Annotated in this window: 23 protein-coding genes; 7 read left to right on the forward strand and 16 right to left on the reverse strand. The window is 70.5% G+C overall.

Going from position 1 to position 24,481, the window contains the following annotated elements:
• Positions 1–542: 542 nt before the first annotated feature.
• Together tyrS and ACFWPA_RS18735 are read right to left on the reverse strand one after the other, a co-directional pair.
• Positions 543–1,847 (reverse strand): tyrosine--tRNA ligase, encoded by a 1,305-nt coding sequence (gene tyrS, locus ACFWPA_RS18730; RefSeq protein WP_378571445.1) that lies wholly within the window; start codon positions 1,845–1,847, stop codon positions 543–545.
• Positions 1,844–2,488 (reverse strand): DNA-3-methyladenine glycosylase, encoded by a 645-nt coding sequence (locus ACFWPA_RS18735; protein WP_378571447.1) that lies wholly within the window; start codon positions 2,486–2,488, stop codon positions 1,844–1,846. Before ACFWPA_RS18735 ends, tyrS begins: the two co-directional genes overlap by 4 nt.
• Positions 2,489–2,576: 88 nt before the next feature.
• Between ACFWPA_RS18735 and ACFWPA_RS18740 the strand changes: the two genes are divergently transcribed.
• From ACFWPA_RS18740 to ACFWPA_RS18750, 3 genes are read left to right on the forward strand one after another with little or no spacing between them, the layout of a single operon-like run.
• Positions 2,577–3,311, forward strand: a complete 735-nt coding sequence (locus ACFWPA_RS18740; protein WP_378571449.1) for an ABC transporter ATP-binding protein — start codon at positions 2,577–2,579, stop codon at positions 3,309–3,311.
• Positions 3,308–4,078, forward strand: a complete 771-nt coding sequence (locus ACFWPA_RS18745) for an ABC transporter permease (protein ID WP_378507757.1) — start codon at positions 3,308–3,310, stop codon at positions 4,076–4,078. The genes ACFWPA_RS18740 and ACFWPA_RS18745 overlap by 4 nt, the downstream gene beginning before the upstream one ends.
• On the forward strand, positions 4,075–4,674 hold the full coding sequence (locus ACFWPA_RS18750) for a TetR family transcriptional regulator (protein WP_378571451.1): 600 nt from the start codon (positions 4,075–4,077) through the stop codon (positions 4,672–4,674). The genes ACFWPA_RS18745 and ACFWPA_RS18750 overlap by 4 nt, the downstream gene beginning before the upstream one ends.
• Before the next feature lie 5 nt (positions 4,675–4,679).
• On the opposite strand, the gene ACFWPA_RS18755 is transcribed toward ACFWPA_RS18750, so the two are convergent.
• The 11 genes from ACFWPA_RS18755 to ACFWPA_RS18805 form a co-directional block, all read right to left on the reverse strand.
• On the reverse strand, positions 4,680–4,898 hold the full coding sequence (locus ACFWPA_RS18755; RefSeq protein ID WP_378571453.1) for a Trm112 family protein: 219 nt from the start codon (positions 4,896–4,898) through the stop codon (positions 4,680–4,682).
• 48 nt (positions 4,899–4,946) lie between these two features.
• Positions 4,947–7,925 (reverse strand): AMP-binding protein, encoded by a 2,979-nt coding sequence (locus tag ACFWPA_RS18760; RefSeq protein ID WP_378571455.1) that lies wholly within the window; start codon positions 7,923–7,925, stop codon positions 4,947–4,949.
• A 67-nt stretch (positions 7,926–7,992) separates the two neighbouring features.
• Positions 7,993–9,447 carry an argininosuccinate lyase gene (gene argH, locus ACFWPA_RS18765; protein WP_378571457.1) on the reverse strand — a complete coding sequence of 485 codons (1,455 nt, stop codon included), beginning with the start codon at positions 9,445–9,447 and terminating at the stop codon, positions 7,993–7,995.
• 3 nt (positions 9,448–9,450) lie between these two features.
• A complete protein-coding gene (locus ACFWPA_RS18770; protein WP_378507762.1) occupies positions 9,451–10,650 on the reverse strand; it encodes an argininosuccinate synthase in 1,200 nt (399 codons plus the stop codon).
• Positions 10,651–10,738: 88 nt separating this feature from the next.
• Positions 10,739–11,362 carry an arginine repressor gene (locus tag ACFWPA_RS18775; RefSeq protein ID WP_378571459.1) on the reverse strand — a complete coding sequence of 208 codons (624 nt, stop codon included), beginning with the start codon at positions 11,360–11,362 and terminating at the stop codon, positions 10,739–10,741.
• Positions 11,278–12,219, reverse strand: a complete 942-nt coding sequence (argF, locus tag ACFWPA_RS18780) for an ornithine carbamoyltransferase (protein ID WP_378571461.1) — start codon at positions 12,217–12,219, stop codon at positions 11,278–11,280. The genes ACFWPA_RS18775 and argF overlap by 85 nt, the downstream gene beginning before the upstream one ends.
• A 4-nt stretch (positions 12,220–12,223) precedes the next feature.
• On the reverse strand, positions 12,224–13,429 hold the full coding sequence (locus ACFWPA_RS18785; protein WP_378507765.1) for an acetylornithine transaminase: 1,206 nt from the start codon (positions 13,427–13,429) through the stop codon (positions 12,224–12,226).
• Entirely contained in the window at positions 13,426–14,361 is a 936-nt protein-coding gene (argB, locus tag ACFWPA_RS18790) for an acetylglutamate kinase (protein ID WP_378571463.1), read from the reverse strand. Before argB ends, ACFWPA_RS18785 begins: the two co-directional genes overlap by 4 nt.
• Positions 14,358–15,602 carry a bifunctional glutamate N-acetyltransferase/amino-acid acetyltransferase ArgJ gene (gene argJ / locus ACFWPA_RS18795; protein ID WP_378571465.1) on the reverse strand — a complete coding sequence of 415 codons (1,245 nt, stop codon included), beginning with the start codon at positions 15,600–15,602 and terminating at the stop codon, positions 14,358–14,360. The genes argB and argJ overlap by 4 nt, the downstream gene beginning before the upstream one ends.
• A complete protein-coding gene (gene argC, locus ACFWPA_RS18800) occupies positions 15,599–16,660 on the reverse strand; it encodes an N-acetyl-gamma-glutamyl-phosphate reductase (protein ID WP_378571467.1) in 1,062 nt (353 codons plus the stop codon). Before argC ends, argJ begins: the two co-directional genes overlap by 4 nt.
• 85 nt (positions 16,661–16,745) lie before the next feature.
• Positions 16,746–17,381, reverse strand: a complete 636-nt coding sequence (locus tag ACFWPA_RS18805; RefSeq protein WP_378571469.1) for a TetR/AcrR family transcriptional regulator — start codon at positions 17,379–17,381, stop codon at positions 16,746–16,748.
• A 152-nt stretch (positions 17,382–17,533) separates the two neighbouring features.
• Between ACFWPA_RS18805 and ACFWPA_RS18810 the strand changes: the two genes are divergently transcribed.
• The gene (locus ACFWPA_RS18810; protein ID WP_378571471.1) at positions 17,534–18,484 is read left to right on the forward strand and encodes a metal-dependent hydrolase; all 951 of its coding nucleotides are present in this window, start codon (positions 17,534–17,536) and stop codon (positions 18,482–18,484) included.
• Positions 18,484–19,632 carry a hypothetical protein gene (locus tag ACFWPA_RS18815; protein ID WP_378571473.1) on the forward strand — a complete coding sequence of 383 codons (1,149 nt, stop codon included), beginning with the start codon at positions 18,484–18,486 and terminating at the stop codon, positions 19,630–19,632. The genes ACFWPA_RS18810 and ACFWPA_RS18815 overlap by 1 nt, the downstream gene beginning before the upstream one ends.
• Before the next feature lie 48 nt (positions 19,633–19,680).
• Here ACFWPA_RS18815 and ACFWPA_RS18820 read toward each other — a convergent pair whose 3' ends face one another.
• Positions 19,681–21,210 (reverse strand): class I adenylate-forming enzyme family protein, encoded by a 1,530-nt coding sequence (locus ACFWPA_RS18820; protein ID WP_378571475.1) that lies wholly within the window; start codon positions 21,208–21,210, stop codon positions 19,681–19,683.
• Between the two features lie 123 nt (positions 21,211–21,333).
• Here ACFWPA_RS18820 and ACFWPA_RS18825 point away from each other — a divergent pair, with 123 nt between their 5' ends.
• On the forward strand, positions 21,334–21,996 hold the full coding sequence (locus ACFWPA_RS18825; RefSeq protein ID WP_378571477.1) for a TetR/AcrR family transcriptional regulator: 663 nt from the start codon (positions 21,334–21,336) through the stop codon (positions 21,994–21,996).
• A complete protein-coding gene (locus ACFWPA_RS18830; protein ID WP_378571479.1) occupies positions 21,993–23,648 on the forward strand; it encodes an acyl-CoA dehydrogenase family protein in 1,656 nt (551 codons plus the stop codon). The genes ACFWPA_RS18825 and ACFWPA_RS18830 overlap by 4 nt, the downstream gene beginning before the upstream one ends.
• An 81-nt stretch (positions 23,649–23,729) precedes the next feature.
• Here the strand turns inward: ACFWPA_RS18830 and ACFWPA_RS18835 are convergent, their stop codons facing one another.
• Both ACFWPA_RS18835 and ACFWPA_RS18840 read right to left on the reverse strand, forming a co-directional pair.
• Positions 23,730–23,909 carry a hypothetical protein gene (locus tag ACFWPA_RS18835; RefSeq protein ID WP_378507775.1) on the reverse strand — a complete coding sequence of 60 codons (180 nt, stop codon included), beginning with the start codon at positions 23,907–23,909 and terminating at the stop codon, positions 23,730–23,732.
• 39 nt (positions 23,910–23,948) lie between these two features.
• The gene (locus ACFWPA_RS18840) at positions 23,949–24,443 is read right to left on the reverse strand and encodes a PspA/IM30 family protein (RefSeq protein WP_378571481.1); all 495 of its coding nucleotides are present in this window, start codon (positions 24,441–24,443) and stop codon (positions 23,949–23,951) included.
• Between the last annotated feature and the right edge of the window lie 38 nt (positions 24,444–24,481).

Here is a 24,481-nt window from a genome sequence, read left to right on the forward strand (position 1 = left end):
CAAACTAGCATTCAAACACTGACCCTCCCCGACGGAAGAAGGAGAGAGCCAGCAATACCCACCCCACACAAATGATGGGGCGGAGTACCAAAAAAATTGGCACTGACATTCATCGGCACACTGTTGAGTTCTCAAAGAACACGCACACACCATCAACACCCACCACGTGGGCCTCTCCGGGGCAACTGTTCCAGCCTAACCCATTCCCCCCACCGGAGCAAACCGGCGAAACAGGGACAATCAAGCAGGCTCGCCAGGCGCCTTCGTCCAACCTCGTTCTCTCACGCCCGGGTGGGGCGGAGTCGGTGTCCGTGTCGCTCTGACTCGACAAAAGTTACGTGGCCGTGAACGCCACCGCAAATCCGCTGGTCAACCACCATGACCGGACATAAACACGCAGGTCACCTACCCCGATCACCCCGCAAACACCCGAATCCGACGGATGTGACGCCGGACACCCGGCCGTTCGGGCCAGCACATGCGCGGAGGGCGCCGCCCTCCCGCTGACGCGGGACGACGACGCCCTCCGGACACGAACGGGGTCAGGCGGGCAGCACCTGGATGCCCGCGAAGTTGCGCTTGCCGCGGCGGATGACGAGCCACTGGCCGTGCAGCAGGTCGGTCCCCGCGGGGGTCCAGTCCTCGGCGGCGACCTTCGCGTTGTTCACGTATGCGCCGCCCTCCTTGACCGTCCGCTTCGCTGCACCCTTGGAATCGCACAGTCCGCTCGCGACCAGGAGATCGACGATGGTGCTCGGCTCGCCGGGCCGAACCTGCCCCACCGAGGCCTCGGTCAGGGCGGCGGCGAGGGTCGCTTCGTCCAGGTCACGAATCTCGCCCTTGCCGAACAGCGCCTGGCTGGCGAGCTCGACCGCGGCGGTGTTGTCCGCGCCGTGCACCAGGGTCGTCATCTCGGCGGCGAGGCGTCGCTGCGCGACCCGGGCCTGCGGCCGCTCGGCGACCTCGACTTCCAGTTCGGCCAGCTCGCTCTGGCCGAGGAAGGTGAACCAGCGCAGGTAGCGGATCACGTCGGCGTCACCGGTGTTCACGAAGTACTGGTACCAGGCGTAGGGGCTGGTCATTTCGGGGTCGAGCCAGAGGCTGCCGCCGCCGGTGGACTTCCCGAACTTCTTGCCGTCCGACGAGGTCACGAGCGGGACGGTCATCGCGTGCACCGATTCCCCGTCCACCCGCCGGTTCAGCTCGACGCCGGCGACGATGTTGCCCCACTGATCCGAGCCGCCCACCTGCAGGGTGCAGCCGCGTTCTCGGCGGAGCTGCAGGTAGTCGTTGGCCTGCAACAGCATGTAGCTGAACTCCGTGTAGGACATGCCGTCCGACTCGAGGCGCCGTTTGACGGTCTCGCGGGCGAGCATGACGTTCACCGAGAAATGCTTGCCGAGGTCCCGGAGGAAGTCGATGGCGGTGAGCTTGCCGGTCCAGTTCATGTTGTTCTCGACAATGGCGGCGTTGTCGCCGTCGAAGGAGACGAACCGTTCGAGCTGGGCGCGGATCCGCTCCGCCCAGTCGGCGACGGTGTCGGTGGAGTTCATCACCCGCTCACCGACGTCGCGGGGGTCGCCGATCAGCCCGGTCGCGCCGCCGGCGAGCACGATCGGCGTGTGGCCCGCACGCTGGAAGCGCTTGAGCGCGAGCAGCGGGACGAGGTGGCCGGCATGCAGGCTGGGACCGGTCGGATCGAAACCGCAATACAGCGTGACCGGCCCTGCCTGGGTGTCGCGACGCAGGGCGTCGATGTCGGTGGACTGCTGGATCAGCCCACGCCAGGTCAGTTCGTCGATGATGTTCTCGGTCGGGACGATGTTGTCGGTCACGACGTCGATCATCCCGCACTCCGCACGGCGGGCGCACGCGGGCTGCGACGGTAGACCGACACGGCATCCGAACCGGCGTCCCATAGTCGCCACGGCCGGTCCGGTGCGTGGGTGATCCCGACCCGCGGGCCCGCGTCGACCCGCACCGCGTCGCCTGGCTCGAGGCGAATGCGGGCGTTCCGATCGAACAGCGGTGAACCGTTGTCAGCCAGGCTGATTCCGGCGGCCTGCCCGAGGTTCCCCGGGCCCCGGGCCAGCTCGCGCAGCGCCCGACCCGGCGTTCGCCGGGCCCGGACCTCCGCCTCCCCGTCGATCACCTCGGCCGCCCGGAGCAGGACCGCGCCCGCCGTCCCCTCGGGTGCGCACGTGACGTTCATGCACAGGTGTAGGCCGTGGCTGAGGTAGACGTAGAGCCGGCCTGCCGGGCCGAACATCACCGCATTCCGCCGCGTCGGGCCCGGGTAGGAGTGTGCCGCGGGGTCCGGCCAGGGGCCCGCCGGGTCGCCTCCGTATGCCTCGACCTCGACGATCCGCAACCGCACCGCGTCGACCGCCAGCACCGCGCCGAGCACCAGGTGTGCGGCCTGCACCGGATCGGCCGCCGACAGGGCCCGCTCGGTCAGTTCCGGCGAGCGGGAGTACTCGGTCGTCATCCCGCGATTGTGCCCTTGACCGGCGTCCTCCCCGACACCGATAATTCACCACACGATGATTTCATCACTCGATGAATTGGAGGACGAGATGCCCGCACCGTCACCGGCCGTCGCGATCGACGGCCTCGTCGTGCACCGCGGGGGCGTCGAGGTCCTGCACGGACTGGACCTGCGCATCCCCACCGGCAGCATCACCGGGCTGCTCGGCCCGTCCGGCTGCGGCAAGACCACGCTGATGCGCGCGATCGTCGGGACACAGATCGTGGCGTCCGGCACGGTGACCGTGCTCGGTGAGCCCGCGGGATCCAGCCTCCTGCGGGACCGCGTCGGCTACGTCACCCAATCCCCGACCGTCTACCTCGATCTGTCGGTACGGCAGAACATTGCGTACTTCGCGGCGCTGTACGGCAGGCCGCCGCGGTCGGTGGCCGACGCGATCGACGCCCTCGACCTGGCCGACAAGGCCGACGTCCCCGCCGGCGACCTGTCGGGTGGGCAGCGGGGCCGGGTGTCGCTCGGCTGCGCGCTGGTCGCCGAACCCGAGCTGCTGATCCTCGACGAGCCCACCGTCGGGTTGGATCCGGTGCTGCGGGCGGATCTCTGGGGACGCTTCAGCGACCTCGCGGCCGCCGGGACCACGCTGCTGGTGTCCAGCCACGTGATGGACGAGGCCGAGCACTGTCACGACCTGCTCCTGATGCGGGACGGCTACCTGCTCGACCAGCTCAGCCCGGCAGCGCTGCTCGAGCAGACCCGCGAGACCAGCCTCGAGCACGCGTTCCTCACCCTGATCCGCGAACGCGAAGTGCAGGAGCAGTCGTGAACACGCCACTCGTTACCCCGCGCATCTACGGCGCGAGCACCGTACGCATCCTGCGGCAACTGCGCCGCGACCACCGGACCGTCGCGATGATCCTGCTGGTGCCCGCGCTGCTGATGACGCTGCTGTACTACCTCTACGTCAATGTCCCGACACCGCCGGGACAGGTCCCGCTGTTCGACCGGATCGCGGTCACCATGCTCGGGATCCTCCCGTTCGTGGTGATGTTCCTGATCACGTCGATCGCGATGCAGCGTGAACGCAGCTCCGGCACGCTGGAGCGGCTGCTGACCACACCGATGTCGAAGCTCGACCTGCTCGGCGGCTACGGCACGGCGTTCTCGCTCGCGGCGACCGCGCAGGCGGTCATCGCCTGCCTGGTCGCGTTCGGGCTGCTCGGATTGACGACGGTCGGCAGCGTCGGTTGGGTGGTGCTGATCGCGGTGGTCGACGCCGTCCTCGGCGTCGCGCTGGGACTGCTGTGCAGCGCATTCGCCCGCACCGAGTTCCAGGCCGTCCAGTTCATGCCGGTCATTGTGATTCCGCAACTGTTCCTGTGCGGCCTGCTGGTGCCGCGCGACCAGCTGCCGGAATGGCTGCAGTGGGCGTCGAACGTGATGCCGCTGAGCTACGCGGTGGACGCGTTGCAGCAGGTCGCGGCCCATCCCGGGGCCACGGCCCTGATGTGGCGGGACATCGCCGTCGTCGTCGGGTTCGCGATCGTGGCGCTGTGCCTGGCGGCGGCGACGCTCCGCAGGCGCACCCCGTGACCCGTGCGACCACCCGGACGGGGCGCAGGCCGGGCAGTTCCGGCACCAGGGACGCGATCCTCGGGGCGGCGCGGAGCCGGTTCGCCGAGCATGGGTTCGACCGGACCTCGGTGCGCTCGATTGCCGCGGATGCGGGGGTCGATCCGGCCCTCGTGCACCACTACTTCGGCACCAAGCGGGCCCTGTTCCTCGCCGCGATCGCCATTCCGGCGGATCCGGCGATGGTCCTCGCGGGGGTGGCCGACGCCCCGGTCGAGGAGATCGGCGAACGGTTCCTGCGCGCGGTCGTCGGGGTGTGGGAGTCGCCGCACCGGGAGGGTCTGCTTGCCGCGTTCAGGTCGGCGATCACGGGCGAGTCGGTGGGTCTGGTCCGCAGCTTCCTGACCGAGGTGGTGTTGACCGAGATCGGGCACCGCGTCGACGACCCGGCGGGCAGCGCCGCCCTGCGGGCCTCCCTGGTGGCCTCGCAGATGGCGGGGCTGATGGTCACCCGCTACATCCTCGAACTCGAGCCGCTCGCGACGCTGCCCCCGGAACGGGTGGTGCACCTGGTCGCACCGACCCTGCAGCGGTACCTGACCGGCGATCTCGGCTAGCGCGCCTACTGGGAGGACGAGTCGACGCCGCGGGCGAGGTAGTCCTCGTGCTGGGCGTCGGTGGCATCGCGCGCCTCGTCGACGAGCAGCACCGGGATGCCATCCTCGATCGGGTACGCGCGCCGCAGCCGCGGATTGTAGAGAAGTTCGTCGCCGACCAGCAGGAGCGGGCCCTTGTCCTGCGGGCAGGCGATGATGCTCAACAGGGTGGGATCGAGCGCCACGGAAGGTCCTCTCACGTTCGGTTCACGGATCGTCGGCCAGGCTACCCGCTACCCGGCCGGCTCCCGACTCCCCCGCTGCTGAAGGTCCGCAACGACGGCCTTGGTCAGGCGCCGGTAGCGGAGTTCGTGTTGGTCCCAGAACCAGGCCCGCACACCCGGTTTCGGCAGACCCGCCGCCCGCAATGCGCTGCGCCGCGGCCGGTAGGAGTTGCTCAACGCGATGTCCGGGATCACGTGCACCAGGTCGGGATGCTGGTCGGGGTCGAGATCTGCGAAGGCATCGGCGAGGTCCGCCGCGGTCAGGGAACGGTCCCGGTGCAGGGTCACCGCGGTCACCGCGAGCTCCGCACCGCCTGCGATGACCCCGTAGCTGACGACGAGGTCGATCTGGTCCAACGCGGCGAGTGCCGCACCGATCGGCTCGCCGTACACCGGCCCGCGGCGCGTGCAGACGACGGTGTTCCGGTCGTCCATCAGCCAGTAGTCGCCGTCGCCGTCGACGCGGAACAGGTGCTCGGTGGGCACCCAGGCGTCGCCCGCCGCGAACACGCCCCGCATCGCTCCGCTGACCGCCTCCGTGGACGTCGCCTGCCCCAGCAGCAGTCCCACCTCGCCGACGGAGCACTCGCGGACCAACCCGCGACCGTCCTCGAGGAACCGTTGCGCCACCGGGTCGTACGCCGCGATCTTCACCGGGGTGCTGCCGGGCAACGGCCTCCCCTTCGATCCCGGTTTGGCACCGGACACGTTCGCGAGCACGACGGCCGCCTCCGTCGAGGCGTAGAACTCGAGGACCCTGGCGGGCGCGAACCGCTCCATCGTCCGCAGCCACAGCCCGCGGGGCATGCCGGAGCCGACGAACAACCGGATCGGGTGCGAGGAGTCGAGCGCCGAGTCGGGGGTGTCCACCAGGTCCCGCATCATCGTCCACGTGTAGGCGACCACCGTGACCCCATACCGGTGCACCTCGGTGACGAACCGGTCCGGGTCGAGGCCGCGGGCCAGCGCAATCCGCGATCCGCCGGCAATCGCACCGCCGAGGGTCGCGAGCAGCAACGACGAATGATACAGCGGCGCAAAGGAATACACCGTGTCGCCGCCGCCGAGATTCGCGGCCGTCGCGGTGCCGAATGCGGACAGCGCCCACCGGTGGTTGGTGATGTGCTTGGCCTCGACCTCGCCGCCGAAACGTCCGAACAGCACGAAGGCGAGCTCGTTGGCCCGGCCGGGATCGGGCCGGTACCAGGCGGGCAGCGAGATCTCGTCGGGGTCGATCTTCTCCAGGTCGATCGTCTCCGAGCCGGGTTCCAGGTCGAGGATGCGGGATTCACCACCGCCGAGGACCAGCACCGGCGGACCCAACAGCTCCGCGCTGCGCAGGTTGTCGGGATCGGACACGATCGTGGCGACCCGCCCGAGCCGCGCCGCGGGGGCGAGGTCCTCGGTCGGGGGCAGCAAGACGGTGACGGCGCCGATCCGCGACAGTGCGGCGATCGCGACGAGCGCGCTCGGCCGGGTCTCCATCAGCACGCCCACCCGGGTGGACGGCCGGACACCGGACGCGATCAGCCCCTTGACGACGTGGTCGATCCGGACGTTGACGGCCTCGTTGGTGTAGGCGCGGTCGTCGAACAGGAAGCACTCCCCGCGCGGGTTCTTCTCCCCCGCCTCGGCGAGCAGCTTGCCGAGCGAGATGGTGGTGTGCGGCTGCACCTGACCGAGCCGGACCAGCCGCGGCAGCGCCCGCGCCGCCTCCGCGGACAGCTCGCGGCTGCCGCGCACGGCCTGTGCGGTCGCGCCGAGGACACCGCGCACCGCCCCGACCCCCACCTCGGCCACCGACGCCCCGGTGTGCAGCAGCCGGTCCGTGACCGACACGCCCGTCTCCGCGGCGGGCAGGCACTCGGTGATCATCTCCGCGATGCCGTCGGGACGCGGCCCGAGACCGGACCGCCAGCGCACCCAGTCGCCGGTGGTCGGCCAGGTGTGGCTCGCCGACATCGAGCCGACGACGAGGCCGAAATGCCCGGCCCGCATCGTGGATTCGAACACCTGCGCGCGGGGAGCCGCCCTGCGGATCCCGCGGACCGCTGCGGGCTGCCCGATGTCGTCCACCTCCCCGACGAACGCGAGGATCGGGCAGGTGAGCTCGGCGAGCGAGACGAGCTGGTCACCGATCACGAAGCCGCCGGAGACCATCCGGTTGTGGGCGACGAACTGCTTGAGCAGTTCGGCGATCGCCGGACCGGACCAGCCAACCCAGCCGTCCTGGGACAGGAAGCGGCGCTGCGGTTCCCGCGGCAGCAGCGCTTCCCGGTCGTGCAGCTGCATCAGGAAGTCGATCCGGGACTTGGCGGTCTTGACCGGATCCAGCAGCTGGAATCCGGTCCGGGCCATCCAGCCCGCAATGGCCCAGCGGCTGAAGACGTGGTCGGCGAGGAAGTCGGCGGCGGGCGCGGCGACGTCGCCGGGGATCCCGAACGGCAGCGCGGCGAGGGTGTCCACCGGCGCCCCGAACGTCACCAGCGACGCCACGTTGCGGCAGCGCCGGTAGGCGGCGGCCTGGTAGGCGAACATGCCGCCCTGCGAGTAGCCGGACAGGTGCACGTCCCGGCCGGTGTCCCGGTGGACCCGGTCGACGATCTCGCTGATCGCGACGATGTGGTCGGCCAAAGTGCGGTCCCAGCCGCCCTCCTCAGTGTCCGGAGACCCGAAATCGACGACCCACGGGTCCAGGCCCATCGAGTGCAGGATGCCGACCGCACCCTGGTCCTGGGTGACGTCGTAGACGTCGGCGGCCATCATCATCGGCGGGATCAGCAGGATCGGCGGCCCGGTGGGGTCCGCGTCGCCGGACCGGTCGGCGAAGTAGTGGCGCAGCCGGTACATCGGGGTGCGCGCGACGACGGTGAAGTCCGAGGGCCGCGCCTCGGTCTCGAGGCCGCCAAGGCGGACGACCTCGAGACCGTTCTGCGCGGTCGCGACCACGCGGCGAACGGAACCGTTCAGAATTTCGGACCAACTCACTGCCGCGCCCCCACTCGTTCCGCCGATGTTCCGGCACAGTGTATTCGCGCGCGGCAGTGAGGATCGGTCAGTTGCCGATCCGGTCCCGCAGTCCGGACGCGGACTCCCGGACACCGTCCAGCTGCCGCGCCACCTGAACGCCTGCGGTGCCGCCCCTGGCGTTCCGGGAGGCGATCGACCCCTGCACGGTGAGCACGTCCCGCACCGCCGGGGTCAACGCGGGATCGACGGCGGCGAGTTCGTCGTCGGTGAGGTCCTCAAGGCCGACCCCGCGGGCCTCCGCGACCCGAACGCACGCACCGGCCGCCTCGTGCGCGACGCGGAACGGAACGCCCTGACGGACCATCCATTCCGCGATGTCGGTGGCGAGGGTGAACCCGGCGGGCGCGAGCTCCGCCATCCGGTCGGTGTGGAACTCAAGGGTCGAGACCAGACCGGTGATCGCGGGCAGCAGCAGTTCGAGCTGGGCGACCGAATCGAAGACCGGTTCCTTGTCCTCCTGCAGGTCCCGGTTGTACGCGAGCGGCTGCGCCTTGAGGGTGGCGAGCAGCCCGGTCAGGTTTCCGATCAGCCGCCCCGCCTTGCCCCTAGTGAGCTCGGAGACGTCCGGGTTCTTCTTCTGCGGCATGATCGACGACCCGGTCGACCAGGCGTCGGCGAGCGTGATGTAGCCGAACTCCGGTGTGCTCCAGATGATCACCTCTTCGGCCATCCGGGACAGGTCGACCGCGATCATCGCGAACACGAACGCGGCCTCGGCGGCGAAGTCCCGCGAGGAGGTGGCGTCGATCGAGTTGTCCGCCGCAGCGGCGAAGTCGAGGTCCGCGGCGATCGCGTCCGGGTTCAGCCCGAGCGACGAGCCAGCGAGCGCCCCGGACCCGTACGGGGACACCGCGGCCCGGGCGTCGAAGTCGACCAGCCGCTGCACGTCCCGGAGCAGCGGATGCGCGTGCGCGAGCAGGTGATGCGCGAGCAGCACCGGCTGCGCGGCCTGCAGGTGCGTCTTGCCCGGCATCACCGCGTCCGGGTGCGCCGCCGCCTGGATAGCGAGGGCGTCGACGACGTCCAACACCCCGGCCGCGACCCGACGGGCGGCGTCCCGCAGCCACATCCGGAACAGCGTCGCCACCTGATCGTTGCGGGAGCGACCCGCCCGGAGCCTGCCACCGACCTCGGGGCCGACGCGGTCGATCAGGCCGCGTTCGAGCGCCCCGTGCACGTCCTCGTCGGAGTCGGCGGGCACGAACGCGCCGCTCGCGACGTCGGCGCCGAGCCGGTCGAGACCGTCGAGCATGGTGGCCAGGTCCGCGTCACCGAGCAGCCCGGCGGCGTGCAGCACCTTCGCGTGCGCCATCGACGCCCGCACGTCGTAGGGCGCGAGGACCCAGTCGAAGTGGGTGGACTTGCTCAGCGCCGCCATGGCGGCGGCCGGTCCGGACTCGAACCGGCCGCCCCACAGCGCGCCGGCGACGGTCGCGCCCTGACGCTGCGCGCCTTCGTTGGTTCCGTGAGCGTCGGTCATTTCTTACAGACCCAGGTCGCGCTTCGCCGCGACCTTGGAGGACAGGCCGTGGATGTTGACGAAGCCCTTCGCGTACGACTGGTCGAACGTGTCGCCCTCGTCGTAGGTGGCGAGGTTGAAGTCGTACAGCGACTGCGAGCTGCGCCTGCCGTTGACGGTGATCGCGCCGCCGTGCAGGAACAGCCGGATGTCGCCGGTGACCCGCTCCTGGGTCTTCGCGACGAAGGTGTCCAGCGCGTCCTTGAGCGGGGAGAACCACAGGCCGTCGTACACCAGCTCGGACCAGCGCTGCTCCAGCTGCCGCTTGTAGCGACCGAGCTCACGCTCGAGGGTGACGTGCTCGAGCTCCTGGTGCGCGGTGATCAGCACCATCGCGCCGGGTGCCTCGTAGATCTCGCGGCTCTTGATGCCGACGAGACGGTCCTCGACGACGTCGAGGCGGCCGACGCCCTGCGCGCCCGCCCGCGTGTTGAGTTCCTGGATGGCCTCGAGGACGGTGACCGGCTTGCCGTCGATCGCGACCGGCTTGCCCGCCTCGAAGCTGATGATCAGCTCGTCGGGGGTGTTCCAGTTGAGGGTGGGGTCCTGGGTGTAGTCGTAGACGTCCTTGGTCGGCGCGTTCCACAGGTCCTCGAGGAAGCCGGTCTCCACCGCGCGGCCCCACACATTCTGGTCGATCGAGAACGGCGACCGCTTGGTGACGTTGATCGGGATGCCGTTCTCCTCGGCGAAGGCGATCGCCTTCTCCCTGGTCCACGCGTAGTCGCGGACCGGCGCGATGACCTCGAGATCGGGGGCGAGGGCACCGAAGCCGACCTCGAAGCGGACCTGGTCGTTGCCCTTGCCGGTGCAGCCGTGCGAGACGACGGTGCCGCCGTGCGCGCGCGCCGCCTCGACGATGTGCTTGACGATCAGCGGACGGCTGATCGCGGACACCAGCGGGTACCGGTCCATGTAGAGGGCGTTCGCCTGGATGGTCGGCAGGCAGTACTCGTTCGCGAACTCGTCGCGGGCGTCCACGACGACCGACTCGACGGCGCCGCAGTCGAGGGCACGCTGACGCACGACCTCCATGTCCTCGCCGCCCTGGCCGAGGTCGATGGCAACGGCGACGACCTCTTTGCCGGTCTCCTTGCCGATCCAGCTGATGGCCACGGAGGTGTCCAGCCCGCCCGAGTAGGCGAGTACGACGCGTTCAGCCATGGTCTGTGTGCTCCTTTGGGGTTGTCACTTCTCGAGATTATTCAGTTGTGTCGATCGATGGCCTGCCGAATCCGAACGAAATGCCCGGTCAGGCCAGTTTCTCGATCATGTCGGCGAGCTGCGCGCCGGTCAGCGGCTGCCGGGCCACCACAAGAATGGTGTCATCCCCGGCAATGGTTCCCACAACCTCCGGCAGCGACGCCCGATCCAGGGCGCTCGCCAGGTAGTGCGCGGCGCCCGGCGGGGTGCGCAGCACCGCGAGGTTGCCGCTGGCGTCGGTGGACACCAGCAGCTCCCCCAGCAGCCGGGACAGCCGGTCGGTGCCGCCGGACACCCCGCGCACCGGGCTGCCGTCCTCGGGGACGACGTACACGCCCGCCCCGCCGTCGGCGGCGCGCAGCTTCACCGCGCCGAGCTCCTCCAGGTCCCGCGACAGGGTGGCGTGCGAGACCTCGATGCCCTCCGCCGCGAGCAGCGCGGCGAGCTCCGGCTGGCTGCGGACCTCGTGCACCGAGAGCAGCGCGGTGATCCGCGCCTGCCGCCCGGCCCGGGTTGGTGCGACGGCGACCGGCTTCGCCTGCGCGCCCCGCGACTGCGGCGCGGCCAGCTCGCGCGACCGGGCGGTGGTCACGGCCGCGACCCGTCCCGATGCTCGAGCAGCCAGACCAGCAGCGCCTTCTGCGCGTGCAGGCGGTTCTCGGCCTCGTCCCATACCACCGACTGCGGGCCGTCGAGCACCTCGTCGGTGATCTCCTCACCGCGGTGCGCGGGCAGGCAGTGCAGCACGACCGCGTCCGGCGCCGCGGTCGCGAGCAGGTCGGCGTTGATCTGGAACGGCCGGAAGGGGCCGACCCGGTCGAGCCCGTCGTTCTCCTGCCCCATCGAGGTCCAGGTGTCGGTGACGAGCGCGTCCGCGCCCGCGGCCGCCGCCTTCGGGTCGTCGGTGACGGTGATCGTGGCTCCGGTCTCCGCGGCCCTGGCGCGCGCCGCGTCGATGATCCACGATGCGGGCGCGAAGCCCTCCGGCGCGGCGATCGTGACATCGATGCCCGCGGTGACGCCACCGAGCAGCAGCGAGTGGGCCATGTTGTTGGCGCCGTCACCGAGGTAGGTCAGCTTCAGCCCCTTCAGCTCCCCCTTGTGCTCGCGCAGGGTTTGCAGGTCGGCGAGCACCTGGCACGGATGGAACTCGTCGGACAGGGCGTTGACGATGGGAACCGTTGCCCCGGCGGCCATCTGCTCGAGTCGCTTCTGCCCGAACGTGCGCCAGACGACGGCGTCGACGTAGCGGGAGAGCACCCGGCCGGTGTCCTGCAGGGTCTCCTCCCTGCCGAGTTGGGTGCTGCGCCCATCGACGACGACGGCGTGCCCGCCGAGCTGCGCGATCCCGACCTCGAACGAGAACCGGGTGCGGGTGGAGTTCTTCTCGAAGATCACCCCGACGGCCCGCGGCCCGGCGAGGGTCTGCTTCGCGAACGGGTTCTTCTTCAGCGCCGCGGCCAGGTCGAGCACCTCGGCCTGCTGCGCCGGGGTGAGGTCGTCGTCCCGCAAGTAGTGTTTGATCGACATGGCGTCACTTCCCTTCCGCGACAGCGGTGTTCAGGATTTCGGGGAGCGCGGTGACGAATCCCTGCGCCTGCTCCTCGGTGAGGATCAGCGGTGGCGCGAGCCGGATCACGTCGGACGCGGCGGCGTTGACGAGGAACCCGGCGTCGCGGGCGGCGGCCTCGACGGCCGGGGCGACGGTGTCGGTGAGCACGATGCCGAGCAGCAGGCCCGCGCCGCGGACGTGATCGACCAGCGGATGTTCGAGTGCCTCGATGTCCGTGGACAGCGACTTGCCGAGGGCATCGACGTGACTGAGCAGGTCGTCCTGCTCGATCGTGCGCAGCACCGCGAGCGCGGCGGCAGCGCACACCGGGTTCCCGCCGAAGGTGGTGCCGTGCTTGCCGGGACCGAACAGGTCGGCCGCCGCGCCGGTGGCGATGCACGCGCCGATCGGCAGGCCGCCGCCGAGCCCCTTGGCGAGGGTCATCACGTCGGGCACGATCCCGGACGCCTGATGGGCGTAGAACCAGCCGGTGCGGGCGATACCGGTCTGCACCTCGTCGAGGATCAGCAGCGCGCCGCGCTCGGCGGTGATCCGCCGGGCTTCCACCAGATACCCCTCCGGCGGGACCACGACCCCCGACTCCCCCATGATCGGCTCCAGGATCACCGCGGCGGTGTCGGAGTCGACGGCCGCGTCGAGGGCGGCGATGTCGCCGTAGGGCACGAACTCGACCCCGGCGGGCATCGGCTCGAACGGGGCCCGCTTCTCCGGCTGACCGGTCATCGCGAGCGCGCCCATGGTGCGGCCGTGGAACGCCCGCTCGGCGGCGACGATCTTGCGTCGTCCGGTGAGCCGGGCCAGCTTGAACGCCGCCTCGTTGGCCTCGGTTCCGGAGTTGCACAGGAACACCCGGCCGGTGACCGGGCCGTCCTGGCCTGCGCCGAGGTGGTGCAGCAGCTGCTCGGCGAGCGCGACCGCCGGTTCGCTCGCGTACAGGTTCGACACGTGACCGAGCGTGTTCAGCTGCGCGGTGACGGCGTCGATGATCGCCGGGTGCCGGTGGCCGAGACTGTTGACGGCGATGCCGCCGAGCAGGTCCAGGTACTGCTTGCCGTCGGCATCGGTGAGCACGGCGCCGTCGCCAGCGGCGAGCGCGACCCGCGGGACGCCGTAGTTGTTCATCAGCGCGCCGGACCAGCGGTGCTGGAGGGCAGAGGTGCCGGTCATGCGGGGCCTTCCTTGTCTGTCGAGGGGACAACCATCGTGCCGATGCCCTCGCCGGTGAGTAGTTCCAGGAGCACGGAGTGCGCGAGGCGGCCGTCGATCACGTGCGCGCTCGGCACGCCCCCGTGCACGGCCCGCAGGCAGGCCTCCATCTTCGGGACCATCCCCGAATCGAGCCGCGGCAGCAGCTCTTCGAGCGCGTCGGTATCGATGACGGAGGCGAGCGAACCCCGGTCGGGCCAGTCCGTGTAGAGGCCCTCGACGTCGGTGAGGACGACGAGCTTCTCGGCGCCGAGGGACTCGGCGAGGGCGGCCGCCGCGGTGTCGGCGTTGATGTTGTGCACGACGCCGTCGGCGTCCGGCGCGATCGTCGAGACGACGGGGATGCGGCCCGCGGCGATCAGGTCGAGGACCGCGGTCGGGTCGACGGTGGTGACGTCGCCGACGAGACCGATGTCGGTCGGTTCGCCATCCACGACGACGGTGCGCCGGGTCGCGGTAAACAGGTGCGCGTCCTCACCGGAGATGCCGACCGCGAAGGGCCCGTACGCGTTGATCAGGCCGACCAGTTCGCGGCCGACCTGCCCGAACAGCACCATCCGGACCACGTCCATCACCTCGGGGGTGGTGACGCGGAAGCCGCCGCGGAACTCGCCCGCCATGCCGAGCCGCGCGAGCATCGCGTTGATCTGCGGTCCGCCGCCGTGCACGACGACGGGGTGGATGCCGACGGTCCGCAGGAACGCCATGTCCTGCGCGAAGGCGGCCTTGAGGTCGTCGTCGACCATCGCGTTGCCGCCGTACTTGACGACGACGATCTTGTCGTGGAAGCGCTGCAGCCAGGGCAGCGCCTCGGCGAGGACGTGCGCCTTCTGGCTGTTCGTGAGGCCGAGGAGGGTCGTCGCGGCGGTGCCGCTGTCGAGGGCGCCCGTCATGACGAGTACGCCGAGTTCTCTTCGACGTACGCGTGCGAGAGGTCGGTGGTGCGAATGGAGACCTCCGCGTCGCCGATGCCGAGGTCGATGCGCAGCGCGATGTCCTCACCGGTCAGGTCCACCTCGCGGGCTCCGGGCGCGCCGACGCCGTCGATGCACACCGGGTTCCCGTTGAAGGACACCGCGATCCGGTCCGGGTCGAGTTCGATCGGGGCGATGCCGATCGCGGCGAGGACCCGGCCCCAGTTGGGGTCGGAGCCGAACAGCGCGGTCTTGACGAGGCTGTCGCGGGCGACGGTCCGGGCACCGATCAGCGCGTCCTGCTCGGTGGCCGCGCCTGCGACGGTGACGGTGACCCGCTTGGTCACGCCCTCCGCGTCGGCCATCATCTGGTCGGCGAGGTCGTCGCAGACGGCGAGGACGGCGGCGTTCAGCTCCGCCTGGGTGGGCGTGACGCCGCTGGCGCCGGACGCCAGCAGCAGCACGGTGTCGTTGGTGGAGGTGGCGCCGTCGACGTCGAGCCGGTCGAAGGACAGCCGGGTCGCGGCCCGCAGCGCCTCGTCGAGCTGGGCCGCGGTCGCGACGGCGTCGGTGGTGACGACCGACAGCATCGTCGCCAGTGCCGGTGCGAGCATCCCCGCGCCCTTGGCCATGCCGCCGACGTTCCACTTGTTCGCGTGGTGCAGTGCGGCCTGCTTGGGCACGGTGTCGGTGGTCATGATCGCGTAGGCGGCGTCGGTGCCGCCGGAGATGCCGCCCGCGAGCTCGTGCACGATCTCGGTGACACCGGCGAGCAGCTTGTCCATCGGCAGCCGATCGCCGATCAGGCCGGTGGAGCAGACGGCGACCTCACCGGCGCCGGTCTCGGTGCCCCAGTCGCTGAGGGTCGCCGCGACCTGCTCGGCGGTGGCGTGGGCGTCCTGGAATCCGCCCGCGCCGGTGCAGGCGTTGGCGCCGCCGGAGTTGAGCACCACCGCACGCAACGCACCGGAGGTGAGGACCTGCTGCGACCACAGGACGGGGGCGGCCTTGACCTTGTTGGCGGTGAAGACGCCGGCCGCCGCCGTGTCGGGGCCCTCGTTGAAGACCAGCGCGAGGTCGGGGCGACCGCTGGCCTTGATGCCTGCCGCGATGCCCGCCCCACGGAAGCCGGCGGGCGCGGTGACGCCCTGGGTGCGGATCAGTCTGCCGCCCGCGGTCTCCACGGCGTGCGGCGCTGCGAAGTCGGATTCTGTTGTCACGGAGCAACTCCCACAGTGGTGAGTCCATCGGTCTCGGGCAGGCCGAGGGCGAGGTTCATGGATTGGACGGCACCGCCCGCGGTGCCCTTGGTGAGGTTGTCGATCGCGGCGATCACGACGAGCTGCCCGGCGGACTCGTCGACGGTGACACCGATCTGCGTGGCGTTCGATCCGACGACCGCGCCGGTCTGCGGGTAGACGTTCTCGGGGAGCACGTGCACGAACGGCTCGTCGGCGTAGGCCTTCTCGTAGACCTCGCGGGCCCGGGCGAGGTCGACGGTGGTTGCCGCGGTGCAGGTGGCGAGGATGCCACGGGGCATCGGGGCGAGCACCGGGGTGAACGAGACGGTGACCTCGGTGCCCGCGAGCGCGGACAGGTTCTGGGTGATCTCGGGGGTGTGCCGGTGCACGCCGCCGACGCCGTACGCCCGGGCCGAGCCCATCACCTCGGAGCCGAGCAGGTCGGCCTTGGGGGCGCGGCCCGCCCCGGAGGTGCCGCTGACCGCCACGACGTTCACCCGGGGCTCGACGATGCCCGCGGCGATGGCGGGGGCGAGCGCGAGGCTCGCGGCGGTCGGGTAGCAGCCGGGCACCGCGATGCGGGTGGCGCCGGCAAGCCGGTCCCGGTTGCCGGGCAGTTCGGGCAGGCCGTAGGGCCAGGTGCCGGCGTGCGGGCTGCCGTAGTACTTCTCCCAGGCGGCGGCATCGGTGAGCCGGAAGTCGGCGCCGCAGTCGATGATCACGGTGCTCTCCGGGAGCGCCGTTGCGATCTCGGCGGAGTTGCCGTGCGGCAGGCCGAGGAACACGACGTCGTGCCCGGCGAGGGTGTCGACGGTGGTCGGTTCGAGCACGCGGTCCGCGAGCGGGAGCAGGTGCGGGTGGAACTGTCCGAGGGTGGCGCCCGCGTTGCCGCCCGCGGTGAGGGCGCCGATCGCGAGTCGGCCCTCGCGGTTTGCGGGGTGCCCGAGCAGCAGGCGCAGGATCTCGCCGCCTGCGTACCCGCTCGCCCCGGCGATCGCGACGCGGATCGGTCCGGTGGAGGCTGCTGTGGTGACCATATGGACGATTATGCACCATCATGCAAGCTCATTCAGGATCGGCCGGGTTCCGTGCCCCCACCCGGGCTCTGAATGCCGCCGTCATTCAGTCAGACCGACCGGATACCCCCTTCGGGACGGCGGACTGGGCGGCGATGGCCGCACCCATCCATCGTCTCAGATAGCGGCGCAGGCCCGCCTCGTCGCGCTGCGGATCACCGGGTGAGATGAAGAACGACTGCATCGTGCGCAGCACGAACTCGACCAGCTCCCGAAGCGACGCGTCGTCGTAACCGTGCCGCTCCCAGTCCACGTCGAACCGCCGGATCATGGTCATCCCGAAGGCCTGCGCGGCCTCGGACGTCAGCCCCTCCGGCCGGACCCCCGAGTAGGACGCGGAGAGCAGGATCCCCAGGTGCGGGGTGCGCCGCACGTCGGTGAGGGTGAACACGACGCCCTCGGTCATCGCGTCCACCGGGTCGGTCAGGCCGACAACCCAGCCCGCGAGCCGGTCGAGGAAGTCGTCGACCGAGGCAATCGCGGCAGCGGTCATCACCGCCTCGGAACTCGGAAAATAGCGGTAGACCGTCTGCCGGGTGACGCCGAGGGACTCCGCGACATCGGCGATCCCGATCGCGGTCCCGGACTGCCCGATCAGGTCGACGGCGGTGGCGACGATGCGCCGCGTCGCCTCGGCATCGTCGACCGGAGGCAAGCCGCCCCATCCTCGTCTGCGTGCCATCGCGCGGACGCTACCAGGACGCCCGGCATCCGAACGCGCGGCCGATCCGACAAATGTCATCATACACCTACGGCCCACTGTGTATGGTCCAAGCCATCGCGGATCCGACTGCCCGCCGGTCCGCCTCGCACCGACGAAAAGAGGGATCGCGCATGACCGACCTGAAACCCCGCAAGATGGACTTCGGCTTCGAGGACCGGGACGTCCCGTTCTGCTGGAACCCCGAGAATCCCGCGTGGTCGTCGATGGCGAACGCGGTCTCGTTCCTCGCCATCGGCTTCGAGAAGATGATCGTCAAGCTGATCCTGCAGGCCAAGCCGCTGATCACCGACCCGGAGGTGGTCGCGGAGGCGGTCGCGTTCATGCGCCAGGAGGGACATCACTCGACCGCCCACCGGCAGCACGTCGCCGGCCTGATCCGCAGCTACCCCGGCCTGCAGAACACCCTCGACGCGGTCGTCGGCGAGTTCGACCTGCTCACCGAGCGCACCTCGATCAACTACCGGCTGGCCTACACCGCCGATCTTGAGGCCACCTTCACTCCGGTGTTCAAGCTGATGCTCGACAACGAGGCCACCCTGTTCGCGCCCGGTGACGACCGCGTGGCCTCCCTGTTCCTGTGGCACTTCGTCGAGGAGGTCGAGCACCGCAGTTCGGCGCTGGTCATCTACAACTCCGTCGTCGGCAACGAGATGTACCGGATGCGGATGGCCGCGTCGATCTTCGCGCACGTGATGAAGGCGATCCGCATCGCCTGCGCCGGGTTCAACCAGCACGTCCCGCTGTCCGAGCGGAAGGTCGACTCGATGTCGATGTTCGCCCGGCACCGGGCCAAGCAGCGGGTGCTGACCGCGGTCGCGCCGTATCTGACCAAGGGGCCGATGCCGCGGGCGTTCGACGGCCTGCCCATTCGGGAGCAGTTGACCGCGCTCGCCGGCGCGGTCCGCAGCCAGCTGCCCGGCCACGATCCGGCGCACGAGAACCTCCCGACGCTCGCCGACCGCTGGTTCGACCGCTACGACTCCGGCTACGACTGCACCCGCTGGTATACCGCGGACGAGCAGCCGGGCCGGGCGGAGCCTGCGACCGCGGGGGCGATCTGATGGCGGCCGGCTGCAGCCCGACCTTCGCCGATCTCGCGGTCCGGCTCGGGTTTTCCTGCGAGGAGGCGGGCGGCCTGGTCGAGTTCCGGAATCCGGCGGACCTGGAGAACTGGACGCTCCCGGTGCTCGAATGGATGATCGTGCTCGGCGCGGTGCTCGCCCTGGTCCATGCGATCCTGCGGCTGCGCAGGCAGGGTGATCCGACGAATCTCGTGCTGTGGTTCGGCGCGACCGCGTTCCTGTTCGTGATCGAGCCGCCGATCTACTTCCCGGCCACCTTCGGCACCGAGGAGTACCTCGGCACGATGTTCGCGCACAACGTGTTCACGGTGGACTTCCTGTGGGGCCGGCTGCCGCTGTACATCGTCGCGATCTATCCGCTGATGGCGACGCTGGCGTTCGAGCTGGTCCGGATGCTCGGGGTGTTCCGGCGGTACGGGGTGTTCCTCGGCGCGGTGTGCGTCGGCTTCGTGCACCACGCGTTCTACGAGATCTTCGACCAGCTCGGGCCGCAGCTGCGCTGGTGGGAGTGGACCCTCGACAACAAGGTCAATCTGCCGTTCTTCGACGCGGTTCCGCTGCCGAGCGTCGTGGTGTTCGCCGCCCTGTGGCCGATGTCGCTGGCGCTGTGCGTGCAGTTCTTCGTCGGCAGGCACGTCGATGCGGGGCGGGCGTTCTCCGGGCTGCAGCTGGTGTGGCGGACCGTGGTGATCGGCCTGACCGCCTCGATCGGGGTGTTCGTGCTGCCGCTCCCCGCGACCGTGGGCGGGCTCGGCAGCGACACCGTGCGCGGGGTCCTGTACGCGGCCGAGCTCGTCGCCGTGACCGTGGTCGCGATCCCGCTCCTGGCCCGCCAGTGGTCGGCGCTGCGGCGCGGCACCGCCACCGGGCCGGCGTACTCGAACGACTTCGTCCGGTACTACGCGATCGTGTACATCGTGGTGATGGGGGCGTTGTGGGCGAGCGCGCTGCCCGACTTCTTCGCCGCCACCGACGGCGTCACCGCGAACGGCGACCCGATCGGCAACCTCTGGTACACGATCGGCTGCTTCGCCGTCGCGATCGCCACGGTCGCCGCGTCGTTCACGGTTCCTCGCCCGGCGGACACACCGGCACCCGAACCGCAGTCGGTGGCTGCCCCGGCCTGACCCTCGTCCGGGTGTCGGGTACCGCCTCGCAGCGGTACCCGACACCGGTCACAGCACGGCGTCGCGCAGGGTGTGCTTGGTCAGCTTGCCGGACGGATTGCGCGGCAGCGTGTCCACGAGCACCAGCTCCCGCGGGATCTTGTACCGCGCCAGCCTGTCCGAGAGGTACGAGCGCAGCTCGTCGAGTTCGAGGTGCGCGTCCGGCGCGGTGACGACCACCGCGACGACCGTCTCGCCCCATTCGGGGTGCGGCCTGCCGATGACCGCGACGTCGAGGACGTCCGCCCGCGGACGGATGGCCTCCTCCACCTCCTGCGAGTACACGTTCTCGCCGCCGGTGATGATGACGTCCTTGGTGCGGTCGACGATGAAGATGTACCCGTCCCCGTCGAGTCGGGCCACGTCCCCGCTGCGGTACCAGCGCCCGTCGAACACCTCCGCGGTGGCCGCGTCGTTGTTCAGGTAGCCGAGCATCCGGGTGTCGCCCGCGAGCCAGATCTCCCCGGTCTCCCCCGGCCCGGCGTCGACGCCGTCCGGGCGGACCACCCGCAGGTCCACCCCCGGCATGCCGCCGCGGCCGATCGAGCCCGCCTTGGCGATCTGCTCGCGCGGGTACAGCGCGGTACCGACCGGGCCCATCTCGCTCATCCCGTACACCTGATAGAAGTCCTCGGAGCGGTAGGCCTGCTGCAGCTTCCTTGCGACCTCGGCGCCGATCGGGGCACCGCCGTAGATCCAGTGCCGCATGCTCGAGAAGTCGAGGTCGGTGAGGTCGATGCCCGCGGCGGCCGCCGCCTGCAGCGGAGCCAGGTAGGCGATCGGGGCGCCGAAGAACGCGGTGATCCGCTGCGCCGGAATGATCTTCAGGAACTCGACCGGGTGGTATTCGCGCATCAGCACGGCCGTGCCGCCGAGGAACATGGTCGGGACGAAGCAGACGTTGAGCGGGGCCGCGTGCCAGATCGGCATCGCGATCAGCATCCGCATGTCGCGGTCGTATCCCAGGGTGGTCGAGACGTACGCGGCGACGGTGGTGATCGACCGGTGCGTGTGCAGGCAGCCCTTCGGTGCGTTGGTGGTGCCCGAGGTGTAGAGCACCTGGGCGACCTCGGTGTCGTCGGCCTCGACGCCCTCCCACTCGCCGGACGCCTCGACCAGCGCGTCGAAGTCCCGCATCGGCTCGCAGCCCGCGTCGGCGGCCACCTCGGTCACCAGCCAGTCCACTTGCGGCGCACCGGTTTCCGCCGTGGGCCGCAGGTCCGACGAGACGATGCCGACGGCGGCGCCGCAGTGCTTGAGGAGGTACGCCACCTCCGGCGGCGCCAGCTTGTGGTTGACCGGGACCAGCGCGGCCCCGGCCCGCCACGCGCCGAACGCGGCGATGACGAAACCGGGGCTGTTGTAGGTCATCACCGCGACCCGGTCGCCCCTCCCGACCCCGCGGGCCCGCAGCACCTCGGCGGCCCGCCGCGATGCGGCGAGCAGTTCGGCGTAGGTGAGACGCTCGTCCCCGTAGACGAGCGCGTCCTTGTCCGGGTTCTTGCGGGCCGCACTCTCCAGCATGGCGGTCAGGTTCATCGAACTCTCCTCAGGTGGGCGATCGGCGCGGGGTGGCCGTTGCCGTCGCCGGCGTTTCGTTCTACAGTCGACTCACCAAAGATTGAATCATGATTCAAAGCTTGCCGAAAGGGTGCCCGGGCGATGGCCTACCGATCGACGGAGAAGACGCGCGCCGCGCAGGCCCAGCGCCGGGCAACGCTGCTGGCCGAGGCGACGGCCCTCGTCGCGTCGGGCGGCTTCGCGGCGGCAACGGTGAAGGCGATCGCCGAGCGCTGCGAGGTCAGCGTCGGATCGGTGTACTCGTACTTCGACGGCAGCGCGGACCTGCTTGCCGCCGTGTTCCGGCTCGGCGCCGACCAGGAACTCGCGGCCGTGCGCGCCGCGGTCGCCGCGGCCGACGCGCCCGCCGACCGTCTCCGCGCCCTGGTCGAGACGTTCGCCCTGCGCGCCATCCGGGGCCGTCAGCTGGCCTGGTCGCTGCTGTTCGAGCCGGTCGACCCGCGCATCGACGCCGAGCGACTCGGGTACCGCGCCGACTATCACGCCCTCACGATGGAGATCCTGCGCGACGGGGTCGCGGCGGGGGTGTTCCCCGCGCAGCACATCGGGGTCGCCGCGACCGCCGTGATCGGCGCCATCAGCGAGTCCCTCACCGGGCGCCTGTCCCCCACCACCGCGGGCACCACCACCGACACCGACGACACCGACATCGTGGACGCGATCACCCGCTTCTGCTTCCACGGCATCGGCCACACCGACCACCCGAGCAGCACCGCACCAACGATCGAAGGAACACTCCCATGACCGCCATCGCACCGTCCGGATTCCGCACCCACGAGGTGTTCAACCAGGCCCCGCCGCGTGTGGACGTCAACGAGTACACCTCGAACGGCCCCCTCGTCGAGGGCGTCGCGCACTATGACGCCGACTGGGCGCAGCAGGAACTGACCGAGGTCGGCGCGCTCGTCGGCACCGAGTCGTTCCAGCACGACGCCGAGTTGGCGAACACGATCACCCCCGAGTTCCACTCACACGACAAGTGGGGCAACCGGATCGACGAGGTGGAGTTCCATCCCGCCTACCACCGGATCATCGGCGCCGCCGTCAGCCACGGCGCGCACACCTCCGCCTGGGCGGACCCGAAGCCGGGTGCGAACGTGGCCCGCGCCGCGTCGTTCATGATGTTCGCGCAGATCGAGCCGGGGCATTCGTGCCCGATCTCGATGACCCACTCCGTCGTGCCCGCACTCGCCGAGTTTTCCCCCGAGCTGTCGCAGCTGTGGCTGCCGCGGCTGTACGCCCGCGGCTACGACGGCGCGCTCGCCGCGCCCGGCGACAAGCCCGGCGTGCTGTTCGGGATGGCGATGACCGAGAAGCAGGGCGGCTCGGACGTGCGCGCGAACACCACCCGCGCGGCGGCGAACGCCGATGGCACCTGGTCGCTGACCGGGCACAAGTGGTTCTGCTCGGCGCCGATGTCGGACGGCTTCCTGATCCTGGCGCAGAGCCAGGAGGGATTGTCCTGCTTCCTAGTTCCGCGGGTCCTCGAGGACGGCACCCGCAACGTCTTCCGGATTCAGCGGCTCAAGGACAAGCTCGGCAACAAGTCGAACGCGTCCTCCGAGATCGAACTGGACGGCACCATCGGCCACCTCGTCGGCGAACCGGGCCGCGGCGTCCGGACCATCATCGAGATGGTCTCCCGCACCCGCCTCGACTGCGTGTACGGGTCCACCGCCGGCATGCGGCAGGCGGTCGCCGAGGCGCTGTGGCACGTCCGGAACCGGGCCGCGTTCGGCGCGACGCTGATCGACCAGCCCGCGATGACATCGGTCGCCGCGGACCTCGCCCTCGAGTCGGAGGCCGCGACCGCGACCGCGCTGCGCCTCGCCCGCGCCCACGACGAGGACGCCGACGACACCGAGAGGGCGTTCCGCCGGCTCGCCACCGCGGTCGCGAAGTACTGGATCTGCAAGCGCGGACCGCACCACGCCTACGAGGCGCTCGAATGCCTCGGCGGCAACGGCTACACCGAGGCGTTCCCCCTCGCCCGCCGCTACCGGGAGCAGCCAGTGATGGCGGTGTGGGAGGGTTCCGGCAACGTCATCGCCCTCGACGTGCTGCGCGCGATGACCAGGGAGCCGGAGTCGGTGCAGGCGTTCGACGCCGAACTGGCCAAGGCCCGCGGCGCATCCACCCTGTTCGACGCCCACCAGGACCGCATGCGGGCCGCCCTCGCGGAGCTGGCGACGCTCGACCAGGCGCAGGCGCAGCTGCGGGCCCGGTCGGTCGCGGCGTCGATGGCGCTCGGGCTGCAGGCGTCGCTGCTGCTGCGCACCGCGCCGACCGCGGTCGCCGAGGCGTTCCTCGCGGCCCGTCTCGGCGAGGCCCGTGACCTCGAGTACGGCTCCCTCCCCGCGGGCACCGACTTCGCGGCCATCCTCGACCGGCACTGACCGCGGTCGCACGACACGCGAATGGCCCATTCGGTCGGCTGACACCGACCGAATGGGCCATTCGGTATCGCGGTGAGGTCGTCAGTCCTGTCGGCCGTGCCGACCCGACCGCGCCCCCGACTCGGCTGCGTCGGGCAGCGACTGCGTCGACGGGCTGGCCCTGATGGACAGAATGAACATCGCCACCACACCGAACAGCACCAGCGCGATCGTGGCGATCACCACGACATACCCGAACACGACACCAATTTCCACCATCACGCCTCCATAGTTTGGTCCGTCCACCGTACCGACGCGGCGTCAGTCCCCACGCAGCGACCTGCGGATCTCGGCGAGCCGCTCGTGCGCCGCCTTCTCCCGTGCCGCGTACTGCTCCTCCAGGGCCGCTCCCGCACCGGAGGCGGCATCCAGTTCCGCTGCCCCGTCGGCGGTCCCGGAACGGGACTCGATCTTCTCCCGCACCGCATCGAAGGTCGGGACACCGGTCTCGGTGTAGCCGGTCACGTCCGCGACACCCGGCGCCGCCCCGACCCCCGTCCCGCCCGCCGGATCCGGAACCACGTGCGCGTCGATGATGGTCGGCGGCTCCGGCACCTGCGGGGTTGGCGGGATCGGCGAGGGCGGGATCGGCGAAGACGGGGGGCCGACGGGGTCCGGCACCATCCGGATCTCGAGGGCCGCGGCGTGCAGCGCGGCCAACGCGGGCCTGCCCGTGGTCACCGCCGCGACCACCGCCCGCACCTCGTCGTCGGTCAACGCGCTCATACCATCCACGATGGTCTGCTTGTCGGTCATGACACCTCGCTCGAATCGGCCTGATTCCAGGCTAGCCG

It is taken from the genome of Rhodococcus sp. NPDC058505, from assembly GCF_042720095.1.
Taxonomy (GTDB): Bacteria; Actinomycetota; Actinomycetes; order Mycobacteriales; family Mycobacteriaceae; genus Rhodococcus_G.